Here is a 24,292-nt window from a genome sequence, read left to right on the forward strand (position 1 = left end):
AATTTATGAAAAAAGTAACTTTTGCGATTTTAGCACATGTTGATGCTGGAAAAACAACATTATCTGAAGCAATGCTTTTTCATGCAGGTGTTATTAAAAAAATGGGAAGAGTTGATAAAGAAGATTCTTTTTTAGATTATGATATACAAGAAAGAAAAAGAGGTATTACTATTTTTTCAAAAGAGATCTCATTTATGTATCGAGAAAGTCAAATGACTTTTTTAGATACACCTGGGCATAATGATTTTAGTTGTGAAATGGAAAGAACGTTACAAGTGTTAGATTATGCTATTCTTGTTATTTCGGCTAAGGATGGTATACAAGCGCACACAAAAACAATTTGGAAATTATTGCAAACTTATCAAATTCCTACTTTTATTTTTGTTAATAAGATAGATAGTACGTACTCAACCAAAGAGCAATTATTACAAAATATTCAAAAAGAATTAAATGAAAATTGTTTTGCAATTGATGAAAACTTTTATGAAAACATTTCTTTATTAAATGATGAATTATTAGAAAAGTATCTTAATCAACAAATGAAACAAGAAGATATTCAAAAAGTTATTTCTTTAAGACAAATGTTTCCTGTATTCTTTGGCTCAGCGTTAAAAGATGAAGGTGTAGAAGAATTTATGGAAGCTTTAGATTTATATACTTGTCAAAAAGAAGCTTTAGATATTTTAAGTGGAATTGTTTTTAAAAAGACATTTCATAAACAAAAACATTTAACGCATTTAAAAGTAACAGGTGGGACTTTGCATGTTAAAGATGTTATTAGTGAAAGTAAAGTAGATGAATTAAGAATTTATACAGGACAAGGCTATCAAAGTGTTCAGAGTGCTTCAACAGGTGATATAGTAGCTTGTTTGGGGTTAGATGAGTTACCTATTGGTTTTACATTTGGAAATCAAAAACAGACACAACAAAATATTTTAAAGCCTTTTATGTCTTATCAAATTTTACTTCCTGATGATATTGAAAAAAGTAAAGCTATTGAACAAATACTAAGTATTGGTAAAGAAGATCCAAGTTTACAATTTGAATATAATCAACAATTAGGAATTCTTTCAGTTAAAATTATGGGAGAAATTCAATTAGATACTTTACAAAATCTTATTTTGGAACGCTATGGATTTTTAATTCATTATGATGAAGGAAGAATTACTTATTTAGAAACGATTTTGGATAAAGTTGAAGGAGTAGGTCATTTTGAACCCTTACGTCACTATGCTGAAGTGCATATCTTATTAGAACCTTTAGAAAGGGGCAAAGGACTTGTGTTTGAAAATCAATGTCAAAGAAATACTTTACCGCTTAATTTTCAAAATCTTGTTTTAACACATATGCAAGAAATTCAACATCTTGGTGTTCTTACAGGATCGCCTATTACAGATATGAAATTGACTCTTGTTACAGGAAAATCCCATTTAAAACATACTGAAGGCGGAGATTTTAGAGAAGCAACCTATCGAGCAATTCGACAAGGCTTAAAAAAGACAAAATCTCTTTTATTAGAACCTTATTATGAATTTGAGATGATTGTAGAAAATCATATTTCAAGTAAGATTATTTATGATTTAGATACATTTCATAGCGATTATCAAATAAGTTATGAACAGGATTTAACAATCATTAAAGGAAAAGCACCTGTTCGTTATTTAATGACGTATCAAAAGGATTTTCTTTCGCTTACAAAAGGTAATGGGAAGCTGTTCTATCAAATGGTTGGTTACTTTGAATGTCATGATCAAGAAAAAATTATTCAAGAAATTGACTATAATAGTGAAGAAGATGCTTTATTTCCTACAGGCTCTATCTTTTGTAAACAGGGTGCAGGATTTTATGTCCCTTATGATGAAGTAGAAAATTATATGCATTTACCTTATGTATATCAAAAAAATAAACCACGTCCAGTTACAAAAAATTATAAAGTCGATGATAAAGAGTTAGAGGAAATATTTATTAGAACATATGGACCAATTAAAAGACGACTTTCTAAAGAAATGAATCGTAAAATAGAAAAACAGGTTGAAGAAAAAAAGACAATTTTACCAGAATGTTTATTAGTAGATGGATATAATATTATTTTTTCATGGGATGAATTAAATGAACTTGCTAAAACAAATTTAGACCATGCTAGACATCGTTTAATAGATATTTTGAATAATTATCAAGGTTATCGAAAATGTTTGCTGATTGTTGTTTTTGATGCTTATAAAATTAAAAAGAATATTGGCTCAATTGAAAAAAATGATAATATTTATGTTGTTTATACAAAAGAAGCGCAAACTGCAGATAACTACATAGAGAAAGTAACACATGATTTATCACAAAAATATCGTGTTTATGTAGCTACTTCAGATGCTTTAGAACAAATTATTGTTTCTTCTAGAGGGGCTATGCGTATTTCTGCAAGAGAATTCGAATTATTGGTTAAAGAAACACATCTTCATGAAATTGAAGAATTTCAAAGAAAAAATAAACAAATGAAAAATTATTTATTAGAGGATTTAAAAAAGAATTAGCAGTCAAATGACTGCTAATTTTGTATATCATGATGTACATAGTAACTTTCATCATCAATGCCTAAAAATTGATAACCTTTTTCTTTATAATATTGGATGATAGAAGGAAGAGCAGCTACAGTTGTATCTTTAGCATCTGTATCATGAGCTAAAAGGACAATATTTTGATGTGTTTCACTTGTAGCTTGTTTAATGATTGTTGCAGTTGGGATATGATCGCCACTTGCATCTGTTGTATCACCATTCCAGTCATAATATTGATAACCTTGTTTAATGACTTCACGTGTTAATTGAGACATGATACCATGACAATAGTTTTTAGAAATACGATTAGAACTTCCTCCTGGAAAACGAATATAGTGGACTTGAATACCAATAAGTTGCTTAACCATTTGTTTTATTTTTTTAAGGTCCTTGAAATAAGCATCCTTAGAGGAATAAATATCTTGATATTCATGCAAATAACTATGCAAACCAATAGTATGTCCTTGTTTATAAGCTTCAATAATATATTGATTATATTCTTGATGACATCCTGTAACAAAAAAAGTTGCTTTAGCATTGTATTTTTTTAATATTTTTAAAATGCGATCAGTATTTTGACTGGGACCATCATCAAACGTAAGATACACTATTTTTTTATTAGATTCTATATGTGTGCCAATTTCTATTTTTTTAACGACAGTTACTTTTCTTTTGAAAGTTGTTTGGTTATTGGAAAGATCATTTGCTTTATAATAAATTGTGTAGTTTCCAATTTGATTGGGATTAAAATCATTGGTATCAATTGTTAAATTGTATTGATTAGAATTATCCTTAATAATAATTCCTTTTTTTAAATCATAAGATTTCCCTTTTTCAATTTTTAAAGATTCAGATTCTTTAATAGTTGGTTTTTTTGTATCAATAACTTCTATTTTCAAATGATATGTTTTTCCTTTAAAAAAATAAGTCACTGTATAATGTCCTAAAGTTTGATTGTTTAAATCCTTTGCACTATAAGTGACGTCATTAATAGAACCATTTTTAACTTTTTTAATATATTTTTTATAATAAAATGGACTATTGATTTCAATTGTTGGATGATCAATAAATATAATCTTTCTTTGAAAATAAAAGTAACCCAGTATACTCATTATTCCTATTAAACAACATAATAAAAGATGTCTTTTCATGGCTTCCCCTCATATCAAAGATATGTAAATAATTATAAATGTTGAACTAAAATTTTTGAAATTTCTTCAAAAATAATTTGATCTTCTTTAGAAAATCTACTAAATGATGTAGAATCTAAATCTAATACACCATATAATTGATTTCCTTTTATAAGTGGAATTACAATTTCACTGTTGCTTTCGCTATCGCAGGCAATATGTCCTGCAAATTGATGAACATTTTCTACAATAACAGTTTTTCGAGTAGATGCTACTTTACCACAAACTCCTTTATCTAGAGGAATGTTAGTACAAGCAATTTTACCTTGGAATGGTCCTAAAATAAGTTCAGTGTTTTTAAATAAATAAAATCCTACCCAAGAGATATCTTGAAAATTTTGCATAATAAAAGCAGATGTATTGGCTAGAATTGAAATTTTTTCATTGTTGCATTCAATTAAACCAATGTATTGTTTTAATAATAAATCATTCATATTTTTACCTCACTTTATGGTATAGTATAAAATAAAGAAAGGAGTAAGGTCAAGGTGTTTGATATTTTAAAAGCAAAAGAGAGTTTTATGAATTATGTGCGTCAATTTGATTTAACGAATGATAAAATTCATTTAAAACTTGTTCATACATTGGAAGTCGTACGTACAACTGAATATCTATGCCTCTATGAAAATATTACAGGTGTTGAAAGAGACTTAGCCTATTTAATTGCTTTATTGCATGATATAGGACGTTTTGAACAAATAAAACGTTTTAATAGCTTTGATGATCGAAATATTGATCATGCTAAATTAGGGGTGCAGGTTTTATTTAAAGAGGGGATGATTAGAAATTTTATTGATGATGATCAATATGATGAAATTATCGAAAAGGCGATTGCTTATCATTCTTTATACAAAATACCAAATAATTTAGAACCCTCTTTATTAAAACAAGTTCTTCTTATTAGAGATAGTGATAAATTAGATAATTTTCGAGTAAAAAATATAGAATCAATACAAACTTTGTTTAGTATTTCAGATGCTGACTTTTATAGTCAAAGAGTTTCTCAAAATATTTTGAAAGATATTGAAAATCATACTTTGATTTTAAAAGAAAATAGGCACAATGAAGTAGATATGTGGGTTTCTTATATGGCTTTCGTATTTGACTTAAATTTTAAATCAAGTTATTTGTTTATCAGAGAGAATGATTATATACATAGAAATATGGAACGTTTACATTTTACAGGAGATTTAAAAGAAGATATGTTATTTGTTGAAAAAACATGTCAAAGTTATGTTGAAGAAAAATGTATGTAAATAAAAAGGACATTTGTCCTTTTTATTTGTGTTTATTTCGTTTTCTTTGTAAGAATAAATAAGTATAATCAAATAATTCAAAATTTAATAAATAAATGACTTTTGAAAAAGTAACTAAAAACATTAAAGTAATGGCACCAATATAATCAATATTTCCTAATCCTAAAAATTGATGACCAACAATTAAAGAAATATATAAAACAATTTGCATTATATGGATTACAAAGCTACGATAATGACTTAAGGGTGAATAAATATGTCTTAAACCACTATAATAACACCAACTTGTAAGTAAAACACAAATTGTTGAAAGCATTTCTTTTTCTAAACCTAAGACACGACCACCATTAACGATAATTGTTGAGCAAATAGCAATCATAAAGGCAAAAGGGAAGGCGTTTTTAAAGACTGTTTTTAAAAAATCACCAGACACTCTTTTGAAATTTGGTTCATAGGTCAAAAAGAAAGTCGGGATGCCTACACAACAAGCAGAAATAACAGTTAGTTGGATAGGTTTAAATGGATAACCATGTCCAAATAAGATCATTCCAATTGATAAAACAACTGAAAAGATTGTTTTAATTAAATACATTGATGCAGAAGCAGTAATATTATTAATGACACGTCTTCCTTCATTAACGATATGTGGCATGGCATTAAAGTTATTTTTTAATAAAACAATATGTGAAGCGCTTTTAGCTGCATCACTTCCTGAAGCCATAGCAATTGAACAATCTGCTGCTTTTAAAGCTAATACATCATTAACACCATCACCTGTCATTGCAACCGTATGGCTATTTTCTTGAAGAGCATTGACCATCAATTGTTTTTGTTTTGGAGAAACACGTCCAAAAATAGTATATTTTTCAATGGCCTCTTTTATTTGTTCATCCGATAAAGAAGAAACATCTATGTAATGTTCATAATTTAAAAGATGACAACGTCTAGCAATTGCTGAAACAGTAACAGGATCATCTCCAGAAATAATTTTAATATCAACATCTTGTCTTTTAAAATAATCTAATGTTGTTTTAGCGTCTTGACGAATAACATCAGATAAAATTAAAATTCCAATACATTTTAAATTTTTTATTAAAGTATTATCATTAATAATTATTGGAGTATATCCAATACACAAAACACGAAAACCTTGAGAGGTATAAGTTTTAATTTTCTTTTCAATCTTAGAATCTAGATTTTCAAAAATAAATTGACTTGCTCCTAAATAAACGGTTCCAAATTCATTAAAAGAAACAGCACTGTATTTTCTTTGCGATGAAAAAGGAATAACAAAGAAAGGCTGATAATTTTTTTCTTTAGAGAAGTATTGATGAAGTGCTATAGATGTCATATTGCCATCTTCTAAACAATAATTCATATTTTTGATAATTTGATCAATATTAAAATGATCATCAAAACAAATAACATCATCAACTTTAAGCTTACCTTCAGTAAGCGTTCCTGTTTTATCTAAACAAATAGTATCCACACGAGCAAGAGTTTCAATGCAAAATAGATTTTGGACAAGAGTATTTTTTTTAGCAAGTCTTAGAACACTTAAAGATAGAGCGATTGTTGTAAGTAATACAAGTCCAGATGGAATCATTCCTAAAACAGCAGCTACAACTGAAACAACTGCATCACTAAATGGATAATGACCAATAAAATATTCTTTAAAAAAGAGTAAAATTGATAAAGGAATGATAATAACTGAGATAATTTTTAAAATTTGGTCAATCGATTTTGATAGCTCTGATTTTTTGCCTTCAAATTCTTTTGCTTGAGCGGTAAGCTTATGAATATAACTTTCTTTTCCTACATGAATTACTTTACAAATTGCACGTCCTGATGTAACAAAACTTCCTGAAAGGAGTGAATCACCATTGACTTTTAAAATAGCATCGCTTTCACCTGTAAGAAGTGATTCATTTGCTTCTATATGACCTTCTAAAAGTTCACAATCAACAGGTATTTGCATTCCTGTATTTAAAATGATGAGATCATCTTGAACAATTTCATCAACATTGATTTTAGATAATTGATTATCTCTTAAAACATCAATTTGTTGTTTTGTTAAAATACTTAACTGATCTAATGTCCTTTTTGCTTTTATTTCTTGATAACTTCCTGTTAAAGTATTAAAAAAGATAACAGAGATAAAAAGGGTATTACGATAAGATCCAACAAAAACAAGACATGCAAATAGTAGAATATTAATTAAATTGAAAAATGTAAAAATATTATTAAAAATAATTTCTTTATATGTTTTTGTTGTTTTACTTTCCACAAAATGAGTTTTCCCAAATTGTTGCCTTTTTAAAACGTCTTCTTGAGATAGACCTGAGAATTCTCTATCAAATATTTTCATAACTATCACCTTGTATTCTATTTTAGAATACTTTTTGTCATTTGACAATCTTTAACAAAATAAGACAAGTAAATAATTGTATACAATTATACAAATTTGTGGTATGATATTCCTAACACTATGATAAGGGGGCTTAAATATGAGTGAATTTATTGATTATGTATTTCAAAGAAGTACATCATTAAATAAAATTGACAATTCTTTATATTCTAAATACAACGTAAAAAATGGTTTAAGAAATGAAGATGGAACAGGTGTTCTTGTTGGACTTACAAGAATATCAGATGTCGTGGGATATAAAAAAGAAAATGGTAAAAAAATTGATACAGAAGGGGAACTTTATTATAGGGGTGTTAAAGTTTCTGATTTTATAAAGGGACATGATCCAAAAAATCGTTTTCTTTTTGAAGAAGTTTGTTTTTTAATTCTTTTTGGATATTTACCTAATAAAGATGAATTAGATGCATTTAAAAAAGAATTAGCTTCAAGATATGATTTACCTTTGAATTATTTACAAGCACGTATACTAGGATTTCCAATGCAAAATATGATGAATAAACTTCAACAAGAAGTTTTAATGCTTTACACATATGATGAAAACCCTGATGATATTTCACCAGAAGCAACGCTAAATAAAGGCTTGGATTTAATTGCTAAGATTCCAGAAATTGTTTGTTATGCTTATCGTACTAAAGTACATTATTTTGATAGTGATAGTTTGTTTATTCATCCAGTAAATACTGAATATTCAATTGCTGAAAATATCCTCCAAATGTTAAGAATAGATCGTTCTTTTACAAAAATAGAAGCGAGTGTTCTAGATATGTGTTTAGTTTTACATGCTGATCATGGTGGAGGGAACAACTCGACTTTTACAAATGTTGTTATGTCTTCAACAGGAACAGACATATATTCTTGTTTTGCAGGAGCTATTGGTTCATTAAAAGGTCCTAAGCATGGAGGTGCTAACTTAGCGGTTGCTAAACAAATGGAACTTGTTATTGATAAAGTAGGACTTAATGCAACGGATGAACAATTAAAACAGGTCATTAAGGATATTTTAGATAAGAAGTTTAATGATCAATCAGGTCTTATTTATGGAATTGGACATGCAGTCTATACATTGAGCGATCCACGTTGTCAAATTCTTTCTAAACAATGTAAACAATTAGCTATCGAAAAAAATCGTTTGAAAGAATATGAACTATACCATCGTTTTGAAGAACTTGCGGTTGCTGAAATTAAAGCAAGAAAGGGAATAAACGTATGTGCCAATATTGATTTTTATAGTGGTCTCGTTTATGACATGCTAGGGCTTTCTAAAGATCTTTATACTTTGATGTTTGTTATTGGACGTTCTGTTGGATGGGTTGCACATAATATTGAAAACAAACTTTATTCAGGAAAAATTATTCGTCCAGCAGGAAAATACGTTGGTGAAAAAAAAGAATATATTAAAATGGAAAATCGTTAAAAGCATTGATAATACAATGCTTTTTTGCTTTTAAGCAAAGAAAAAGCTTGTCAGTTAATGACAAGCTTTAAAATTGTTATTCTTCAATAACTTTGATCCAACCTTCAGGTGCTTCAATTGTACCCATTTGAATACCTGTTAAAGTTTCATAAAGTTTTTTAAGAACAGGTCCGATTTCATCCATTCCACTTGGGAAACAAATTTCTTTACCATGATCATTGATTTTACCTACTGGTGAGATAACAGCAGCAGTACCGCAAAGACCACATTCAGTGAAATCTTTTACTTCATCAAAATAAACTTCTCTTTCTTCAACTTCTAATCCTAAGTATTCTTTAGCAACATACATTAAAGAACGGCGAGTGATAGAAGGTAAGATACTGTTTGATTTTGGAGTAACGATTTTATTATCTTTTGTTACGAAAATGAAGTTTGCTCCACCAGTTTCTTCTACTTTAGTTCTAGTAGCTGCATCTAAGTACATGTTTTCATCGAATCCTTGATTATGTGCATCAACGATTGCATGTAAACTCATTGCGTAGTTTAAACCAGCTTTGATATGTCCTGTACCATGAGGTGCAGCACGATCGAAGTCTGATACACGAATTGTAATAGGTTTAACTCCTCCTTTGAAGTAAGGCCCTACAGGAGTTACGAATACTCTAAATTGATATTCGTTAGCTGGTTTAACACCAATAACTGGGTTACTACCGAACATATATGGACGAATATATAAAGTAGCTCCTGACCCATAAGGTGGTACATAATCAATATTAGCTTTAACAACTTTTTCAATGGCTTCTACCCATTTATCTTCAGGGTAAACTGGCATTTCTAATCGTTTGCAAGAGTCAGCCATACGACTTGCATTTAAATCAGGTCTAAAGCAAACAACTTTCCCATCTTTTGTTCTATAAGCTTTTAACCCTTCAAAACACGTTTGTGCATATTGTAAAACACCTGCACATTCGCTAATAACAACTTTGTCATCAGCAGTAAGCACGCCTTCATCCCAAGCTCCATCTTTATAATTTGATACGAATCTTGCTTCTGTTGGCATATATCCAAAACCGATATTTGACCAATCAATATCTTTTTTTGACATTTTTTAATACTTCCTTTCCTATATATATCTTTAGGCAAATTCTACGCCTCATCAGATGAAGTGTCAATAATAATTTATAACTTATTTTAATAAGAAATTATTAATTGTATTTTATTTATTAATAATATTGAATTGCAAATTTTCTAAAATTGAAATTGCTTTTGCCTGCATTGTTAAATCATTGCTAGAAATACCTTTTACATCAATAAAGATAGGTGTTTCAGGTAGAGCGCTTTTAACAATTACAGCATTAGATAAAACACAAATATTAGAAACAACACCTACTAGAGTAACGTTTTGGTAGTTTTTATCTTTTAAGTAATTTCCTAATTCAAGAGAACCAAAAGTTGTTTTTTCAATACAAATATCATGGTCTTTTTTAGCAGTATTTACCTTGCCATATAGTTTCCAACCATCACTATTTTTAATGCAATGTTCAATTGGCAAATTCTTCCCTTCTTGAGTTTCTAAATAATTATTTTGATGTGTATCGAAAGTAAAAATAACATCATCTTTATTTTGATGATATTGATCAATTAAAGAAGCAAGATACTCATCCAAATATTCAGCTTCTTTAAATCCCAAACTGCCATTTACAAAATCTTTTTGATAGTCTACTACAATCAGTAATTTTTTCATAAAATTTCTCCAATCATTTTTATTTAATCTTATCATATATATTGACTTTATAAATAAATATCATATAATATTCATATGAACATATATTCATATGAAAGGAGAAAAAATGGATAAAATCGTTAATAATGAGATTGTTGAACAAGTAAAGAAAGCAATGCCCGAAGAAGAATCTTTATATGATGTTGCTGAATTATTCAAAGTGTTTGGTGATTCAACAAGAATACGCATTATTTGTGCATTATTTGATCATGAGATGTGTGTTTATGATTTAGCTGCTTGTTTAGATATGACGCAGTCAGCTATTTCTCATCAACTTAGAATTTTAAAAGCCAATAAATTAGTTAAAAATAGAAGAGATGGTAAAATGATGTATTATTCGTTAGATGATGAGCATGTAAAACTAATTTTTGAGGCTGGTTATAGTCATATCATGGAGGATAAATAATATGAAATATAAATATAAGGTTAATGGCCTTGATTGTGCTAATTGCACACAAAAATTAGAAGATGCTTTAAATAAAAAAGAAGAGATTAATGATTGTGTAATTTCTTTTGCAACAGGCATGATGACTTTTGAAAGTAATCAAGAAATTAATGATAATGAGCTGCTTTATTTTATGCAATCCATTGAAGATGAAGTAACAATTGATAACCTCTCTACAAACAAAACACATCATCACGATGAATGTGGATGCGGATACCATCATGAACATGAACATCATCACGATGAATGTGGATGTGGGCAACATCATGAACATGTGGAAGATCATCGTGAATTGGCTAATTCAATCAAATTTAATATAGTTGGTTTGGATTGTGCAAACTGTGCAAGTAAAGTAGAAGCTGAGATAAAAAAACAATCTTACATTGAAGATGCAGTTGTTAATTTTTCTACTCAAAAGTTAATGGTTAAAGTAAAAAACGATGATTCTTTAATGGAAAAGTTACAAGCTGTTGTTGACTCTGTTGAAGAAGGAGTTGTTTTATCAAAGGAAGATAATCAAAAAAAATATAGTAAACCAAAATTATTTGATTTAAAAGAAAATATGGAATTGGTTGAAGGTGTTATTATTTTTATAGGGGCACATTTTTTTGCAGGTGGTTTTGCTACTTTCTTATATTTGTTTGCTTATTTATTAATTGGTTATAAAGTCATTTTAAAAGCAATTAAAAATATTGGTAGAAAAGACTTTTTGGATGAAAATTTCTTAATGTGTTTAGCAACTTTTGGAGCGATTGCTTTAGGTGATTACAGTGAAGCAATTGCGGTTATGCTATTTTATGCTATTGGTGAAATTTTCCAAGGATATGCTGTTAATAAGACAAGATCATCTATTTCTTCTTTAATGGATATTAAAAGTGAATATGCTACAATTGTAAAAGATGATCAAATGATTCAAGTAACTCCTGAAGAAGTACAAGTAGGAGATACAATTGTTGTTAAAGTTGGAGAAAAAGTACCGTTGGATGGTAAAGTTATTAAAGGAAACAGTATGTTAGATACTGCAAGTTTAACAGGTGAATCAGTCCCTAGAAGTGTTGAAGTAGGAGATGAGGTTTTATCAGGAGTTGTCAATTTAAATGATGTTATTTATATTGAAGTAACAAAACCTTATGCGGATAGTACTGTAAGTCGTATTATTGATCTTGTCGAAAATTCTGCAAGTAAAAAAGCTAAAATTGAAAAATTTATTACCCGTTTTGCAAAAGTTTATACACCAACTGTTGTGGGACTTGCTGTTTTATTATTAATTGTTCCGATGATTATTTTACCAAATCAAAATTTCTATGATTGGCTTTATCGTGCATGTACATTCTTAGTTGTTTCTTGTCCATGTGCACTTGTTATTTCAGTACCTTTAGGTTTATATGCTGGTATTGGTAAAGCGAGTGCTTTAGGTGTTTTAGTTAAGGGTGGAAACTATTTAGAATTATTAAAAGATATTGATACTGTTGTTTTTGATAAAACAGGAACACTTACTAAAGGTGAATTTGAAGTTGTTGAAATTTCAGATGATCATTTATTAGAAATTGGTGCATATGGTGAATATATGTCAAATCATCCAATTGCTAGAAGTATTGTTAAAGCTTATAATAAAGAAATCGATAGTACAAGAATAGAAGATTTTAAAGAAATCGCTGGAAAAGGTCTTTTTGTTGTTATTGATCAAAAACAATATGAATTAGGAAATGAAAAATATTTTCAAGAATTAGGTATTGAAGTGAGTCAACCTCAATCTGTTGGAACAATTGTTCATATAGCATGTCAAAAACAATATTTAGGACATATCGTTGTTGCAGATGTTATTAAAGAATCTACAATGCCAGGTATTCAAGACTTAAAGAAGGCACATGTTTTAAATACGGTTATGCTTACAGGAGATCATGCAACTGTTGCTCATGATATTGCTTCTAAAATAGGAATTGATCAAGTATATAGTGATTTATTACCACAAAATAAAGTTACACAATTAGAAAAATTAATGGGTAATGATCATGTCGTAGCTTTTGTTGGTGATGGTATTAATGATGCGCCTGTTCTTGCTAGAAGTGATATTGGTATTGCGATGGGTGGCGTTGGTAGTGATGTAGCTATTGAAGCTGCGGATGTTGTTTTAATGAGTGACGATATTACATCAATTGCTAAAGCCATTCAAGTTTCTCATTATACAAATTTTATTTTAAAAGAAAATGTTACTTTTACGTTATTAATTAAAATTGGAGTTTTAGTTCTTACTTTGTTTGGACTTACAAATATGTGGATGGGTGTTTTTGCTGATGTAGGTGTTACTTTAATTGCTATTTGTAACTCAATGAGAATTTTGTATAAGAAGTCATAATTTTGACTTCTTTTTTTTATTTTGTCCATACTTAAAAGGGTGATTAAAATGAATTTTCTTGAATATTTTGTTTTGCCCTTAATTTCTTTGATTGTTTTGTTTTTACTAACGAAATTAATGGGCTATAGGCAAGTAACAGAGTTATCTTTATATGATTATATAATTGGAATTACAATTGGTTCTATTGCTGCTGAAATGGTTATGGGAAGTTTTAATGATATTTTAAAGCCGTTGATTGGAATGATTGTTTATGGTGTTTTTACTTGGGGTGTTTCTGTTTTAACAAAAAGGTATTTAAATTTTCGTTTTTTTGTTGAAGGAAAACCTGTTGTTTTATTTGAAAATGATAAGATATATTTAAAAAGTTTGGATAAAGCAAAAATTGATTTGAATGAATTGTTGATGAATTGCAGAATGAATGGTTATTTTGAGCTTAATGAGTTAGATAAAATTATTTTAGAAACAAATGGGAAATTTACTTTTTATCCCAAGACATCGTCAAGGCCTTTAAAATTAGGTGATCTACATCAAGAAGTTCAAAAAGAATTTATACCAACAATTCTTATTTTACAAGGAACGATTATTTATGAAAATTTAGAATTGATTCATCATAACCAAAAGTGGTTAGAACAAATTATGAAAGTTCATGGAATTAATCTTCAAGAAATTGTTATTTTGTATGTAGATGGACAACAAACAATACATTTTTATTTAAAAAACGAATTAAAAAGGGATTTTATTTAATCCCTTTTTTGCATATCATATATAATTTTTAAACCTTTGAATGTAAGATCTTTATCATAGGCATCAATCAAATTTGTTTCTTGATAGATCATTCTACCTAGACCACCTGTAGAAACGACTTTTAATGGTTCAGGATATTGGCTTTTAATTTCTTCAATCAGTTTCTCTGTTAAACCAATATAACCATAAACAACCCCTGATTGCATACCTTCAACAGTATTTTTACCAATAATATGTTGTGGTTTTTTTATTGCTACTTCAGGTAGTTGAGCAGCACGATTAGATAACATTTCTGCAGAAATACCAATACCAGGAGCAATTGCACCACCCATAAATTCACCTTTTGAAGAAATAACATCAAATGTCGTAGCAGTGCCAAAATCAATTACTAAACAAGCACAATAGTGACTATAGTAGGCACCAACAGCATCAACAATACGATCACTTCCTAAAGATTTAGGATTATCATATTTTACAGAAATGCCTGTTTTAATTCCTGGACCAACAATAATAGGTTCTTTGTGGAAATATTTACGAATAGAATTTGTAAAAGAATACATGATTTTAGGAACGACACTAGAAATAATAACATCTTTTATATCTTCAACGGTTACATTATAGGCACTTAAAAAAGCAAGAATCATAAAACCATATTCGTCTGATGTCCTTTGCAATTTAGTCGTTAAACGATAATTGCCAATAAGCTGATCATCTTTAAAAAGTCCCATTGTAATATTTGTGTTTCCCATATCTACAACTACTAGCATTGTTATTCTCCTTTAACTTTCATTAATTTTTCTAAAATAATATGCGCTAGATCTTCTTTGCTCATTAAATCTAAATAATCAACAAAGTTTTTTGTAATTAAAGCAACTTTATTTGTATCAGTTTTAAACCCAGCACCATCTTCAAATAAATCATTAACAACTAATAAATCACAATTCTTCTTAAAAAACTTATTTTGAGCATTTTCAATAACGTTTTCTGTTTCCATAGCAAACCCACAAATAGTTTGTTTTGTTTTATGTTTTCCAATATAAGATAAAATATCTTTGTTTTTTCCTAATTTTAAATAAAATTCGTCAGCTTTTTTCTTTATTTTTTGATTGCTATATTCTAAAGGCCGATAGTCACCAACAGCAGCAGACATGATAACATAATCTTGAAAATCAAAATAACTTAATACTTGTTTAAACATACCTTGTGCACTTTGAATTTTGATTACATCTACTTCGTAAGGAGCTCTTTGAGATGATGGACCACTAATCAACGTGACATGAGCTCCTAATTGACGAGCAACTTTTGCTAGTGCATAGCCCATCTTTCCACTTGAATGATTAGAAATAAATCTCACTGGATCAAGTGGCTCTTGAGTAGGACCAGCGGTAATAAGAACATGCTTTCCAGCTAATGGATGAGGATATGTCGCATATTCAATAGCATCAAGTAAATCTTCAATATCACTTAAATGTCCTCTTCCTTGATAACCACATGCGAGTTCACCAATTTCAGGTTCCACAATCTTAATATGATAAGATTTACAAATATCAAGATTTTTTTGAGTTGCAGTATTTTCATACATGTGTACATTCATTGCAGGAGCAATGATTTTTGGACATGTTGCTGCTAAAAAGGCGGAAGATAAAACATCGTCTGCTAAACCATGAGCAACTTTGGCAATAATATTTGCAGTTGCTGGAACAATAATAAAACAATCAGCATCCTTAACAATGTTAATGTGTTTAATTTGATAACCTGTTTCATCAAAATCATCAATTAAAACAGGTTTATGAATAAGTGCTCCAAAGGTAAGTGGTGTTACAAATTGAGCTGCATTTTTTGTCATAATAACTTCAATATTATAATTTTTCTTTTTTAAACGGGAAATAAGTTCACATGTTTTATATGCTGCAATACTTCCTGTTATACCAATAACAATTTTTTTCATAAAACCTCCAAGGGTGATTTTTACATCTATGCAACATTATAATATATTTTGAAATCCCATACAATGTATTTCATTCTTTTATTTTTTGGTTTTCATGATAAAATATCTTTAAAAGAAAAGAGGAGTGTTTATGAAAAAAATAGCTGTATTATGTAAAGATGGATTTGAAGAAATCGAAGCATTGACACCAGTTGATGTTTTAAGAAGAGCAAATGTTCATGTTGATTTAGTAGGGATGGATGATTTAAAGGTGACAAGTTCTCATCAAATTACAATTCAAATGGATTGCGTCTTTAATGATCAAATCAAAGAATATGATGGAATTGTTATTCCTGGTGGTTTACCTGGAGCAACAAATTTAAGAGATGATGCACGTGTTATTGAAATTGTTCAACAATTCAATCAGGAACATAAATTGATTGCTGCTATTTGTGCAGGACCAATTGTTTTAGCTAAAGCAGGTATTTTAAAAGATAAAATCTGTACTTGTTCTCCAGGTTTTGAAACACAACTTACCGGAGCTAATTATCAAGAAGCTATTGTTCAAAAAGATGATCATATTATTACAGGTAAAGGACCAGCGGCTGCCTTAGAATTTGGATATACTATTTTAGAAAGTTTAGGGTACGATTCATCAAACTTAAGACAAGGTATGCAATATGAATATCTTATGAACGTTGAAGCACATAAAGAATAAAATTGATAAATAGTAAGACGCTAATTTCGATAAGACCATTGATTTGAGAAAAGAAAATAATGAACATGGCAATGATTGAAAGACCGTAGGAAAACCATAAATAAATTTTGTGAGCTAAAATTGGCTCACTTTTTTGTTTATTTTTAATAAGATATGCTAAGAATAAAAGTGCAATGATAATGCAAGATAAAGGAATAAAAACATGTAAAGTTGAAAAGATTGGATAATTTTTATGATAGGGTAAAATTAATCCAATAAAAAAGAACAGAGAAAGAAAAATAATGAATTTTTTTAAAGAAGTTACTTTAAAAAAGGTTAAGCATAAAGAAAGAGTTAATAAAACACACCAAATGTAATAAAAAAAAGAAAATGATGTATTCATTAAACTTGTGTAGTTTTGATAAAGTGGATGATAAAAAAATAATAAGATGATTGAATAAATAAGTGTAATAATTTGCATAAAATTCCTCATTTCTAAAAAAATAAAAAGAAAAAACCTAAAAAAATAACAATATATATAGTGAAGGAGGTAAAATAAATATGGAAAACAGTATATCACAAATTCATTTATTAAGTGTACACTTAAATGCTGAAAAAGACAGTGTTATTCGTAATTTAGAAGATATTCGGGCAGTCATGTCTGTTTCTTACAAAATTTGCGATAGTAATGCAATCAATTTAATGTTTCTAACGACTGTTAATGAAAAGGAACAATGTTTATTTCATCTAAAATGTGAGTATGCGTTTTTATGTCATGATTATCAAAATGAAAAAGAGATGATCATGTCAGCTGTAAGTGTTATTAGTCCAAAAGTAGAAGAAATTATAGCTTTGATGACATCACAAATTAAAAATAAAGCGAGCTAATTTCACATTTATCAAACCCTTTCATATAGTATAATGAGGTGGCATATGAAAGGGTTTATTGAAGTATATGATCAAAGAACACAATTTTTAAAAGATATTTTTTTAAGTCATGGTTATCAAATAAATGATAAACAATCACAAAACCTTGATTTTTATGTTGTTAAAAATCAAAAGATAGATCATGACAATACGTTTTCTCTTAATAATATAAATACAAAATATATTATTAATAAAGATAAAGTTTTTAAACATTTAAATAATACTTTAACAGCAATGGGACTCTATTTAAAAATAATACAAGATAAAGCACATTATAATAATATACTTATTTTAGGCTATGGAGATTTAGCAAAACAGCTTGCAAATATTTTAAAAAGTAATTATGATATTACAATTTGTAATCGAAATAACAAGGATTTAGATGAAATAAAACAAATCTATCATCATTTGGATTTAAATGCTTTATCAGGAAAGTATGATTTAATTATTAATACGATTCCTGTTTGTAAAATCAATTATAAAAAATTAAAATATAAACAAATTTATGATTTGGCACAAACAGTTGAGGGAAAAGATTATCAATCACTAAGAAATATACCTAATATGTATTTTCCATATGAATCGGCATTATTGATGTTTCAATATATTCACGGAGTGATGAGACATGTTTAATGGAATGAAAATAGGGGTTGGGATTACAGGCTCTTTTTGTTCGTTAAGTAATTGTTTGAAATTTTTAAAGGAACTAAAAAAATATCCTGTAGATATTTATGTTTTTATAAGTGATCAAGTGAATTCTTGTGATACACGGTTTTTTAAGGCGAATCAGTTAATTATAGAAGTTGAAAAAATTATTGAAAAGAAGGTTATTTGTTCAGTTGTTGAAGCAGAAATTTTTGGGCCACAAATACCCTTGGATTTAATGGTGGTTTATCCATGCAGTGCCAATACATTAGCTAAAATGGCACATGGAATCAATGATAATGCGGTGACAATGGCTGTTAAATCAACACTTAGAAATCAACACAATATCGTTCTTGGTTTATGTAGTAATGACTTACTTTCAACAAGCGGAATGAATATGATGAAGATTTTTAATACAAAGCATTTTTATTTGGTGCCAATGTATCAAGATGATGTAATCAAGAAACCAAATAGTTTGATTGCACGGCGAGATTTAATTATTCAAACGATGATCAATGCATTGGTTGATAAACAAATTCAGCCTTTATTTTTAATGAAGAAAGAGTAAATGATACTTTTTCTTTTGTTAATAATTTGTTAGAATAATAGCAAAGTGAGTGTAAGAAGATATAATTAAGGAGGAAATAATGAAAAAAAGTATTATAAAATTGATGCCAATTGGTGGTCAAGCTGAAAACGGTAAAAGCATGTACTGCTTAGAAATAGATGATAATTGGTTTATTATTGATGCAGGTTATCGTTTTCCAGAAGTAGATAAATTAGGAGTGGACGTTATTATTCCTAATTTTGATTATTTAAAAGATAATAAAGATAAAATTAAAGCTATATTTATTACGCATGGTCATGATGATGTAATGGGAGCACTTCCTTATTTATTACAAGAAGTGAATGTTCCTATTTATACAACAGATCTTACAGCTGATTTAATTGATCAATTATTACAAAGATATATGAGACATTCTCATGTTTCATATAAATATAAAATCAAAAGAGTAAATATGAATGCAACGATTAAAGTTGCTGGAGTTGAAGTGGACTTTTTCCCAATTACGCATTCTATTCCTGGAAGTGTAGGGTTAGCATTTTTAACAGATTATGGTTATATTGTCTATAGTAGTGAATTTATTATTGATTTTGGAGCGCCTGAAAGATTTAGATGTAATATTCAAAAGATGATGGAAATTGGTAAAAAAGGAGTTTTAGCTTTACTTTGTGAATCATCATATTCAAAAAACGATGGCTATACTTCTCCTAATCATAAGTTAACTGCTAAAATAGAAAGTATTTTTGAAGATGCTTCAGGACGTATTATTATTTCAAGTTATGCACAAAATGCTTTTAGAACTCAAGAAATTGCTCAACTAGCTAAAAAATATAATCGTAAGATTTGTTTCTATGGAAGAGATAAATATGATAATACCAATTCTTTAATGAGAATTGCTAAAAATAAGAAAAAACCAATCTTGGATATTCATCCAGCTTGTATTGGTGATAATAATGATATTCAAAAAAATAAAGATAATGATAAATTGGTTGTTTTATTAAGTGGTAGTCCTCGTCGTATCTATCATGATATTTTAGATATTATCGATGGAGGAGATGATAAGCTTAAATTACAAGATAGTGATACATTTATTGTAGCTTCACCTGTTTTACCAGGGACTGAAAAAATAGCTAATAGAGCAATCAATGAACTTTATAAAACTGATACACATATTCATGTTTTGAAAAACAAAGAATTGCAATCCATGCATGCAAGTGAAGAGGATATTAAAGTATTGATTCAAATTTTAAATCCAAAATATTTCGTACCAATCAAAGGAGAATATCAACATTTTATAGCTGCAAGTGATGTTGCTAAAAAAATGAATATAAATGATGATCATATTGCTATTGTTGATAATGGAGAAATGATTACTTTTAAAGATGGAAAATTACAAAGTTATCGAGATTCTATTACAATTGAAGATGTGATGATTGATGGTCTTGGAATTGGTGATGTTGGTGTTAAAGTTATTGATGACCGAAATCAATTACAAAATGATGGTGTTGTTATTATTGGTATGACAATTGATGGTAAAACAAGAGAAATTGTTGCCAATACAGATGTACAAACAAGAGGTTTTATTTACTTAAAGGATTCAGAAAATGTTGTAAAAGGAATTATGAATATCGCTGAAACTGAGTTAGAGTCTTATAAAAATAAGACGGAAGAAGATATTAGAGATGTACGTCAAAATATTAAAGATAAAGTGAACAAATATATTATCAAAGAGACTGGTAAAAGGCCTGTCATTTTACCAGTAATTATAGAATTATAAAAGCAAGGAATATCTTGCTTTTGTTTTGTTTTTTAAATATGATATGTAAAGAGGTGATATGATGGCTAAGACCGCAAGAAAAAGAAAAAGTAAGCAAGAACAAGTGAGTGAAGAATTAAAATTAAGGATTATTTGTTTATTTTTCATTTTTTTAGTAATTATTGCTGCTATGCAATTAGGAGTGATTGGAGACCACTTGAATTATGTTTTTATGTATGTATTTGGGAATTTAAATGGGATTATTTATCTTACTTGTATTCTTTTATTAGGATATATTGTTGTTAAGGCGGATTTTCCTAAATTTAATGGTCCTAAGGCGGTAGGTCTTTATTTGCTCTTTATAGGTTTAACTTTATTTATTTCTGCTACGCCATCACTTACAGGGATAAAAGTCATACAGTCTTATTTTAATCAAGTTCCTTTAAATAGAGGAGGATTATTGGGGGCAGTTTTATATGGCTTTTTAAGTGCATTGTTTGATTATATGGGAGCAATCATTGCAGCGGTTTTTATTGTTGTAACAGGAATTATTTTATTAGGAAGTAAGTTTTATTTTGAACACAAAAAAGAAATTCAAAAAAGAGCAAAAAATAATTTTAATAAAACAAAAGATTCTTTAAAACAGCATTCAAATTATTTTGGAAATTTCTTTAAGAAAGAACAAAATAAGACAACTTTTTTTGATGATGCTATTTTCGAAGATGATGAAACCCCAACGACTATATTTGAAGAAATAGCGAAAGAAGATGTGACTTTGCCACAAGCTTTTACTTTTAATGATGAACATCAAGAAATAGAAATTGTTGATAAAGAGCCTCCTATTCCATCGGTGGATGAAGAATTAGTTCAAAATGATCAATCACAAATTGAAGAACCAGTCATAGAGCATATAAATAAAAATTATCATTTACCACCGTTATCTCTTTTACATAATGTGGTTAATAAAAAACAAGGTGAAAATAAAAATCATGCTGTAGAAAGTGCTGAAAGATTAACAGCTGTTTTAAATGAATTTGGAGTCCATGCTTCTATTAATAATATTTCTATTGGCCCTTCAATTACAAAATATGAATTAAAATTAGAAACGGGGACAAGAGTTAATAAAATAATGTCTTTACAAGATGATATTAAATTAGCTTTAGCAGCTAAAGATATTCGTATTGAAGCGCCTATCCCTGGAAAACCAGCGGTTGGAGTTGAAATACCTAATTTAGTATCATCAATGGTTTCTTTTAAAGAGGTATTTAAAAACATTCCTGATAAATATAAAGACAATAAACTTGTTGTTCCTTTAGGAAAGGATGTTAATGGTCAAGTCATTTATGCAGAGCTTAATAAAATGCCTCATTTACTTATTGCTGGGGCAACAGGTTCAGGTAAATCTGTATGTGTTAATACGATTATTAGCAGCATATTAATGCGTGCGAAACCGGATGAGGTCAAACTTATTTTAGTTGATCCTAAAAAGGTTGAGTTATCCAATTATAATGGGGTTCCTCATTTATTAGCACCGGTCGTTACTGATCCTAAAAAAGCAGCGGCCACTTTAAGAGAAACTGTTTCGGAAATGGAAAGACGCTATGATTTATTTGCAGGGGCAAATGTTAGAAAAATTGAAACGTATAATCAATATGTTGAAAAGAAAAATCAAGAAAATGATGCGGAACATCAATTAGAAAAACTTCCATATATTGTAGTAATCCTTGATGAAGTTGCAGATTTAATGATGGTAGCTAGTAAAGATGTTGAAGATTGTATTATGCGTATAGCTCAATTAGCACGTGCGGCTGGGATTCATTTAATTGTAGCTACACAAAGACCATCAACGGATATTATTACAGGTGTTATTAAGGCTAATATTCCATCAAGAATTGCTTTTGCTGTTTCTTCAAGTATTGATTCTAGAACGATTCTTGATTGTACAGGCGCAGAGAAACTTTTAGGAAAAGGAGATATGCTTTTTTTACCAATGGGATCGAATTCGCCGATTCGTGTGCAAGGAGCTTATGTTGATGATAGTGAAGTGGAAGCAATCACTTATTATACAACGAAACAACAAGAAGCATCATATGATGAAAGATACACAAATGTAAAACCAATTTCTGCAGTAGCTGCTTCTAAAGAAGAACAAGAAGATGAAGAGTATGAAATGTGCAGAGCATTTGTTATTCAAGCACAAAAAGCGAGCACATCACTTTTACAAAGACAATTTAGAATAGGCTATAACAAAGCAGCCAGAATTATTGATCAATTAGAAGCGGATGGTATTATAGGTCCACAAATTGGATCTAAACCACGTGAAGTATATGTACGTGGATATAATGAAGAAGAAATTTAAAAACGGTATTTACCGTTTTTTTATTATGTTAACTGTTTTCAAATATTTTTTTTAATGCTACAATGGTAGAGGAAAATTAAATGGAGGAAGAAGAACATGAAAAAATTATTCGCAAGTATTTTATGCTTAGGAATGATTTTTGGTGCTACTGGATGTACAAGTGGTGGCGATGATACTTATGAAATCGCAATGATCACTGACTCTGGATCAGTTACTGATAAATCATTCAATCAATCTGCTTATGAAGGTGTAAAAGAATTTGGTGAAAAAAATGATATTTCATATAAATATTATGCGCCAAAAGATACTGATCAAGCTGGATTATTATCTACAATTGATGATGCTGTAGATAATGGAGCAAAAGTTGTTGTAACTCCAGGATTCAACTTCTCTGGGGCTTTATACCAAGCTCAAGAAAAATATCCTGATGTTAAATTCGTTACTATCGACTTTGAACCACAAAAAGATGGTAGTGGAGAAACAAAAGTTGGAGATAATACAGTAAGTTATTTATTCTCTGAACAAGAATCTGGATATGTTGCTGGATATGCTGCTGTTAAAGAAGGATATACTAAATTAGGTTTCATGGGTGGTATGGCTTTACCAGCTGTAGAAAACTATGGTGTTGGTTACCTACAAGGTGCTAGTGATGCTGCTAAAGAAATGAATGTTAATGTTGATGTTAACTATACATATACTGGTACATTCTCTGAATCACCAGATATCAAATCTAAAGCTTCATCATGGTATGCAGGTGGAACTGAAGTCATCTTCTCATGTGGTGGACAAATTTGTAACTCGATTTTCGCTGCTGGACAAGAAGCAGGTAAATACACTATTGGTGTAGATACTGATCAAAGTGGTGACTCTGATACTGTTATTACTTCTGCATTAAAAGATGTAAAAGGTGCTACTATTGAAGCTTTAAATGCATATAAAAAAGATAAATTCCAAGGTGGAAAAACAGTTACTTTGAAAAATACAGGTGGTATTGTTTATCCAGGATTATTAAAGAACTTCTCTAAAGAAGATCATGATACTGTTGATAAAAAAATCAAAGATGGTTCTTTAGAATTAAAATCATCTGCTGATGTTGATGAAAAAACTGGAGATCCTTCAGGAATTTCATTTGATAATTTAACAGTTAATTTTGAATAAGATAAATGGGGTGTTATGAAATAATTTAAAATCATAACATCCTTTTTTGTTATGAAAAAACAAAAATTCTTTTCTATATTTATAAATTCA

Annotated in this window: 20 protein-coding genes; 13 read left to right on the plus strand and 7 right to left on the minus strand. The window is 29.0% G+C overall.

Going from position 1 to position 24,292, the window contains the following annotated elements; all coding sequences use genetic code 11:
* Nucleotides 1-5 precede the first annotated feature (5 nt).
* Nucleotides 6-2,528 carry a translation factor GTPase family protein gene (locus Fi14EGH31_RS07615; protein ID WP_117782183.1) on the plus strand — a complete coding sequence of 841 codons (2,523 nt, stop codon included), beginning with the start codon at nt 6-8 and terminating at the stop codon, nt 2,526-2,528.
* A 14-nt stretch (nt 2,529-2,542) separates the two neighbouring features.
* On the opposite strand, the gene Fi14EGH31_RS07620 is transcribed toward Fi14EGH31_RS07615, so the two are convergent.
* Nucleotides 2,543-3,703 carry a polysaccharide deacetylase gene (locus Fi14EGH31_RS07620; RefSeq protein WP_117782182.1) on the minus strand — a complete coding sequence of 387 codons (1,161 nt, stop codon included), beginning with the start codon at nt 3,701-3,703 and terminating at the stop codon, nt 2,543-2,545.
* A gap of 32 nt (nt 3,704-3,735) precedes the next feature.
* Complete coding sequence (locus Fi14EGH31_RS07625) at nt 3,736-4,176, minus strand: GAF domain-containing protein (protein WP_200765339.1); 441 nt, start codon at nt 4,174-4,176, stop codon at nt 3,736-3,738.
* A 54-nt stretch (nt 4,177-4,230) separates the two neighbouring features.
* Between Fi14EGH31_RS07625 and Fi14EGH31_RS07630 the strand changes: the two genes are divergently transcribed.
* Nucleotides 4,231-4,998, plus strand: a complete 768-nt coding sequence (locus Fi14EGH31_RS07630) for an HD domain-containing protein (protein ID WP_117480419.1) — start codon at nt 4,231-4,233, stop codon at nt 4,996-4,998.
* 22 nt (nt 4,999-5,020) lie between these two features.
* Here Fi14EGH31_RS07630 and Fi14EGH31_RS07635 read toward each other — a convergent pair whose 3' ends face one another.
* On the minus strand, nt 5,021-7,366 hold the full coding sequence (locus tag Fi14EGH31_RS07635; RefSeq protein ID WP_118346714.1) for an HAD-IC family P-type ATPase: 2,346 nt from the start codon (nt 7,364-7,366) through the stop codon (nt 5,021-5,023).
* Nucleotides 7,367-7,505: 139 nt separating this feature from the next.
* Between Fi14EGH31_RS07635 and Fi14EGH31_RS07640 the strand changes: the two genes are divergently transcribed.
* Complete coding sequence (locus tag Fi14EGH31_RS07640) at nt 7,506-8,840, plus strand: citrate synthase (protein WP_107029419.1); 1,335 nt, start codon at nt 7,506-7,508, stop codon at nt 8,838-8,840.
* Between the two features lie 76 nt (nt 8,841-8,916).
* Here the strand turns inward: Fi14EGH31_RS07640 and Fi14EGH31_RS07645 are convergent, their stop codons facing one another.
* The gene (locus tag Fi14EGH31_RS07645; protein ID WP_107029420.1) at nt 8,917-9,945 is read right to left on the minus strand and encodes a branched-chain amino acid aminotransferase; all 1,029 of its coding nucleotides are present in this window, start codon (nt 9,943-9,945) and stop codon (nt 8,917-8,919) included.
* A gap of 111 nt (nt 9,946-10,056) precedes the next feature.
* Nucleotides 10,057-10,584: a cysteine hydrolase family protein gene (locus Fi14EGH31_RS07650; protein ID WP_117792897.1), complete on the minus strand. Its 528-nt coding sequence runs from the start codon at nt 10,582-10,584 to the stop codon at nt 10,057-10,059.
* A gap of 106 nt (nt 10,585-10,690) precedes the next feature.
* On the opposite strand from Fi14EGH31_RS07650, the gene Fi14EGH31_RS07655 reads away from it, so the two are divergent.
* The 3 genes from Fi14EGH31_RS07655 to Fi14EGH31_RS07665 are packed head-to-tail and all read left to right on the plus strand — an operon-like array spanning nt 10,691 to nt 14,168.
* Nucleotides 10,691-11,029, plus strand: coding sequence for an ArsR/SmtB family transcription factor (locus Fi14EGH31_RS07655; protein ID WP_022001299.1), 339 nt, complete (start codon nt 10,691-10,693; stop codon nt 11,027-11,029).
* 1 nt (nt 11,030) lies between these two features.
* On the plus strand, nt 11,031-13,424 hold the full coding sequence (locus Fi14EGH31_RS07660; protein WP_200765340.1) for a heavy metal translocating P-type ATPase: 2,394 nt from the start codon (nt 11,031-11,033) through the stop codon (nt 13,422-13,424).
* Between the two features lie 48 nt (nt 13,425-13,472).
* Entirely contained in the window at nt 13,473-14,168 is a 696-nt protein-coding gene (locus Fi14EGH31_RS07665; protein ID WP_195946364.1) for a DUF421 domain-containing protein, read from the plus strand.
* Here the strand turns inward: Fi14EGH31_RS07665 and Fi14EGH31_RS07670 are convergent.
* The gene (locus Fi14EGH31_RS07670; protein ID WP_200765341.1) at nt 14,165-14,935 is read right to left on the minus strand and encodes a type III pantothenate kinase; all 771 of its coding nucleotides are present in this window, start codon (nt 14,933-14,935) and stop codon (nt 14,165-14,167) included. The two genes, Fi14EGH31_RS07665 and Fi14EGH31_RS07670, sit on opposite strands and share 4 nt — an antisense overlap.
* Nucleotides 14,936-14,937: 2 nt before the next feature.
* On the minus strand, nt 14,938-16,116 hold the full coding sequence (gene coaBC / locus Fi14EGH31_RS07675; RefSeq protein WP_200765342.1) for a bifunctional phosphopantothenoylcysteine decarboxylase/phosphopantothenate--cysteine ligase CoaBC: 1,179 nt from the start codon (nt 16,114-16,116) through the stop codon (nt 14,938-14,940).
* A gap of 130 nt (nt 16,117-16,246) precedes the next feature.
* On the opposite strand from coaBC, the gene Fi14EGH31_RS07680 reads away from it, so the two are divergent.
* The 7 genes from Fi14EGH31_RS07680 (at nt 16,247) to Fi14EGH31_RS07710 (ending at nt 24,202) form a co-directional block, all read left to right on the plus strand.
* Nucleotides 16,247-16,813 carry a DJ-1 family glyoxalase III gene (locus tag Fi14EGH31_RS07680; RefSeq protein WP_032090029.1) on the plus strand — a complete coding sequence of 189 codons (567 nt, stop codon included), beginning with the start codon at nt 16,247-16,249 and terminating at the stop codon, nt 16,811-16,813.
* A 540-nt stretch (nt 16,814-17,353) separates the two neighbouring features.
* Nucleotides 17,354-17,680 (plus strand): hypothetical protein, encoded by a 327-nt coding sequence (locus Fi14EGH31_RS07685; protein WP_117782175.1) that lies wholly within the window; start codon nt 17,354-17,356, stop codon nt 17,678-17,680.
* Nucleotides 17,681-17,725: 45 nt separating this feature from the next.
* Nucleotides 17,726-18,352 carry a hypothetical protein gene (locus Fi14EGH31_RS07690; RefSeq protein ID WP_117346914.1) on the plus strand — a complete coding sequence of 209 codons (627 nt, stop codon included), beginning with the start codon at nt 17,726-17,728 and terminating at the stop codon, nt 18,350-18,352.
* On the plus strand, nt 18,345-18,932 hold the full coding sequence (locus Fi14EGH31_RS07695; RefSeq protein ID WP_200765343.1) for a dipicolinate synthase subunit B: 588 nt from the start codon (nt 18,345-18,347) through the stop codon (nt 18,930-18,932). The genes Fi14EGH31_RS07690 and Fi14EGH31_RS07695 overlap by 8 nt, the downstream gene beginning before the upstream one ends.
* A gap of 79 nt (nt 18,933-19,011) precedes the next feature.
* Nucleotides 19,012-20,706 (plus strand): ribonuclease J, encoded by a 1,695-nt coding sequence (locus Fi14EGH31_RS07700; protein WP_117346913.1) that lies wholly within the window; start codon nt 19,012-19,014, stop codon nt 20,704-20,706.
* Between the two features lie 61 nt (nt 20,707-20,767).
* A complete protein-coding gene (locus Fi14EGH31_RS07705; protein WP_200765344.1) occupies nt 20,768-23,044 on the plus strand; it encodes an FtsK/SpoIIIE family DNA translocase in 2,277 nt (758 codons plus the stop codon).
* Between the two features lie 96 nt (nt 23,045-23,140).
* Nucleotides 23,141-24,202, plus strand: a complete 1,062-nt coding sequence (locus Fi14EGH31_RS07710) for a BMP family lipoprotein (protein WP_022001287.1) — start codon at nt 23,141-23,143, stop codon at nt 24,200-24,202.
* Nucleotides 24,203-24,292 lie beyond the last annotated feature (90 nt).

It is taken from the genome of Faecalibacillus intestinalis (genome assembly GCF_015097455.1).
Taxonomy (GTDB): Bacteria; Bacillota_I; Bacilli_A; order Erysipelotrichales; family Coprobacillaceae; genus Faecalibacillus; species Faecalibacillus intestinalis.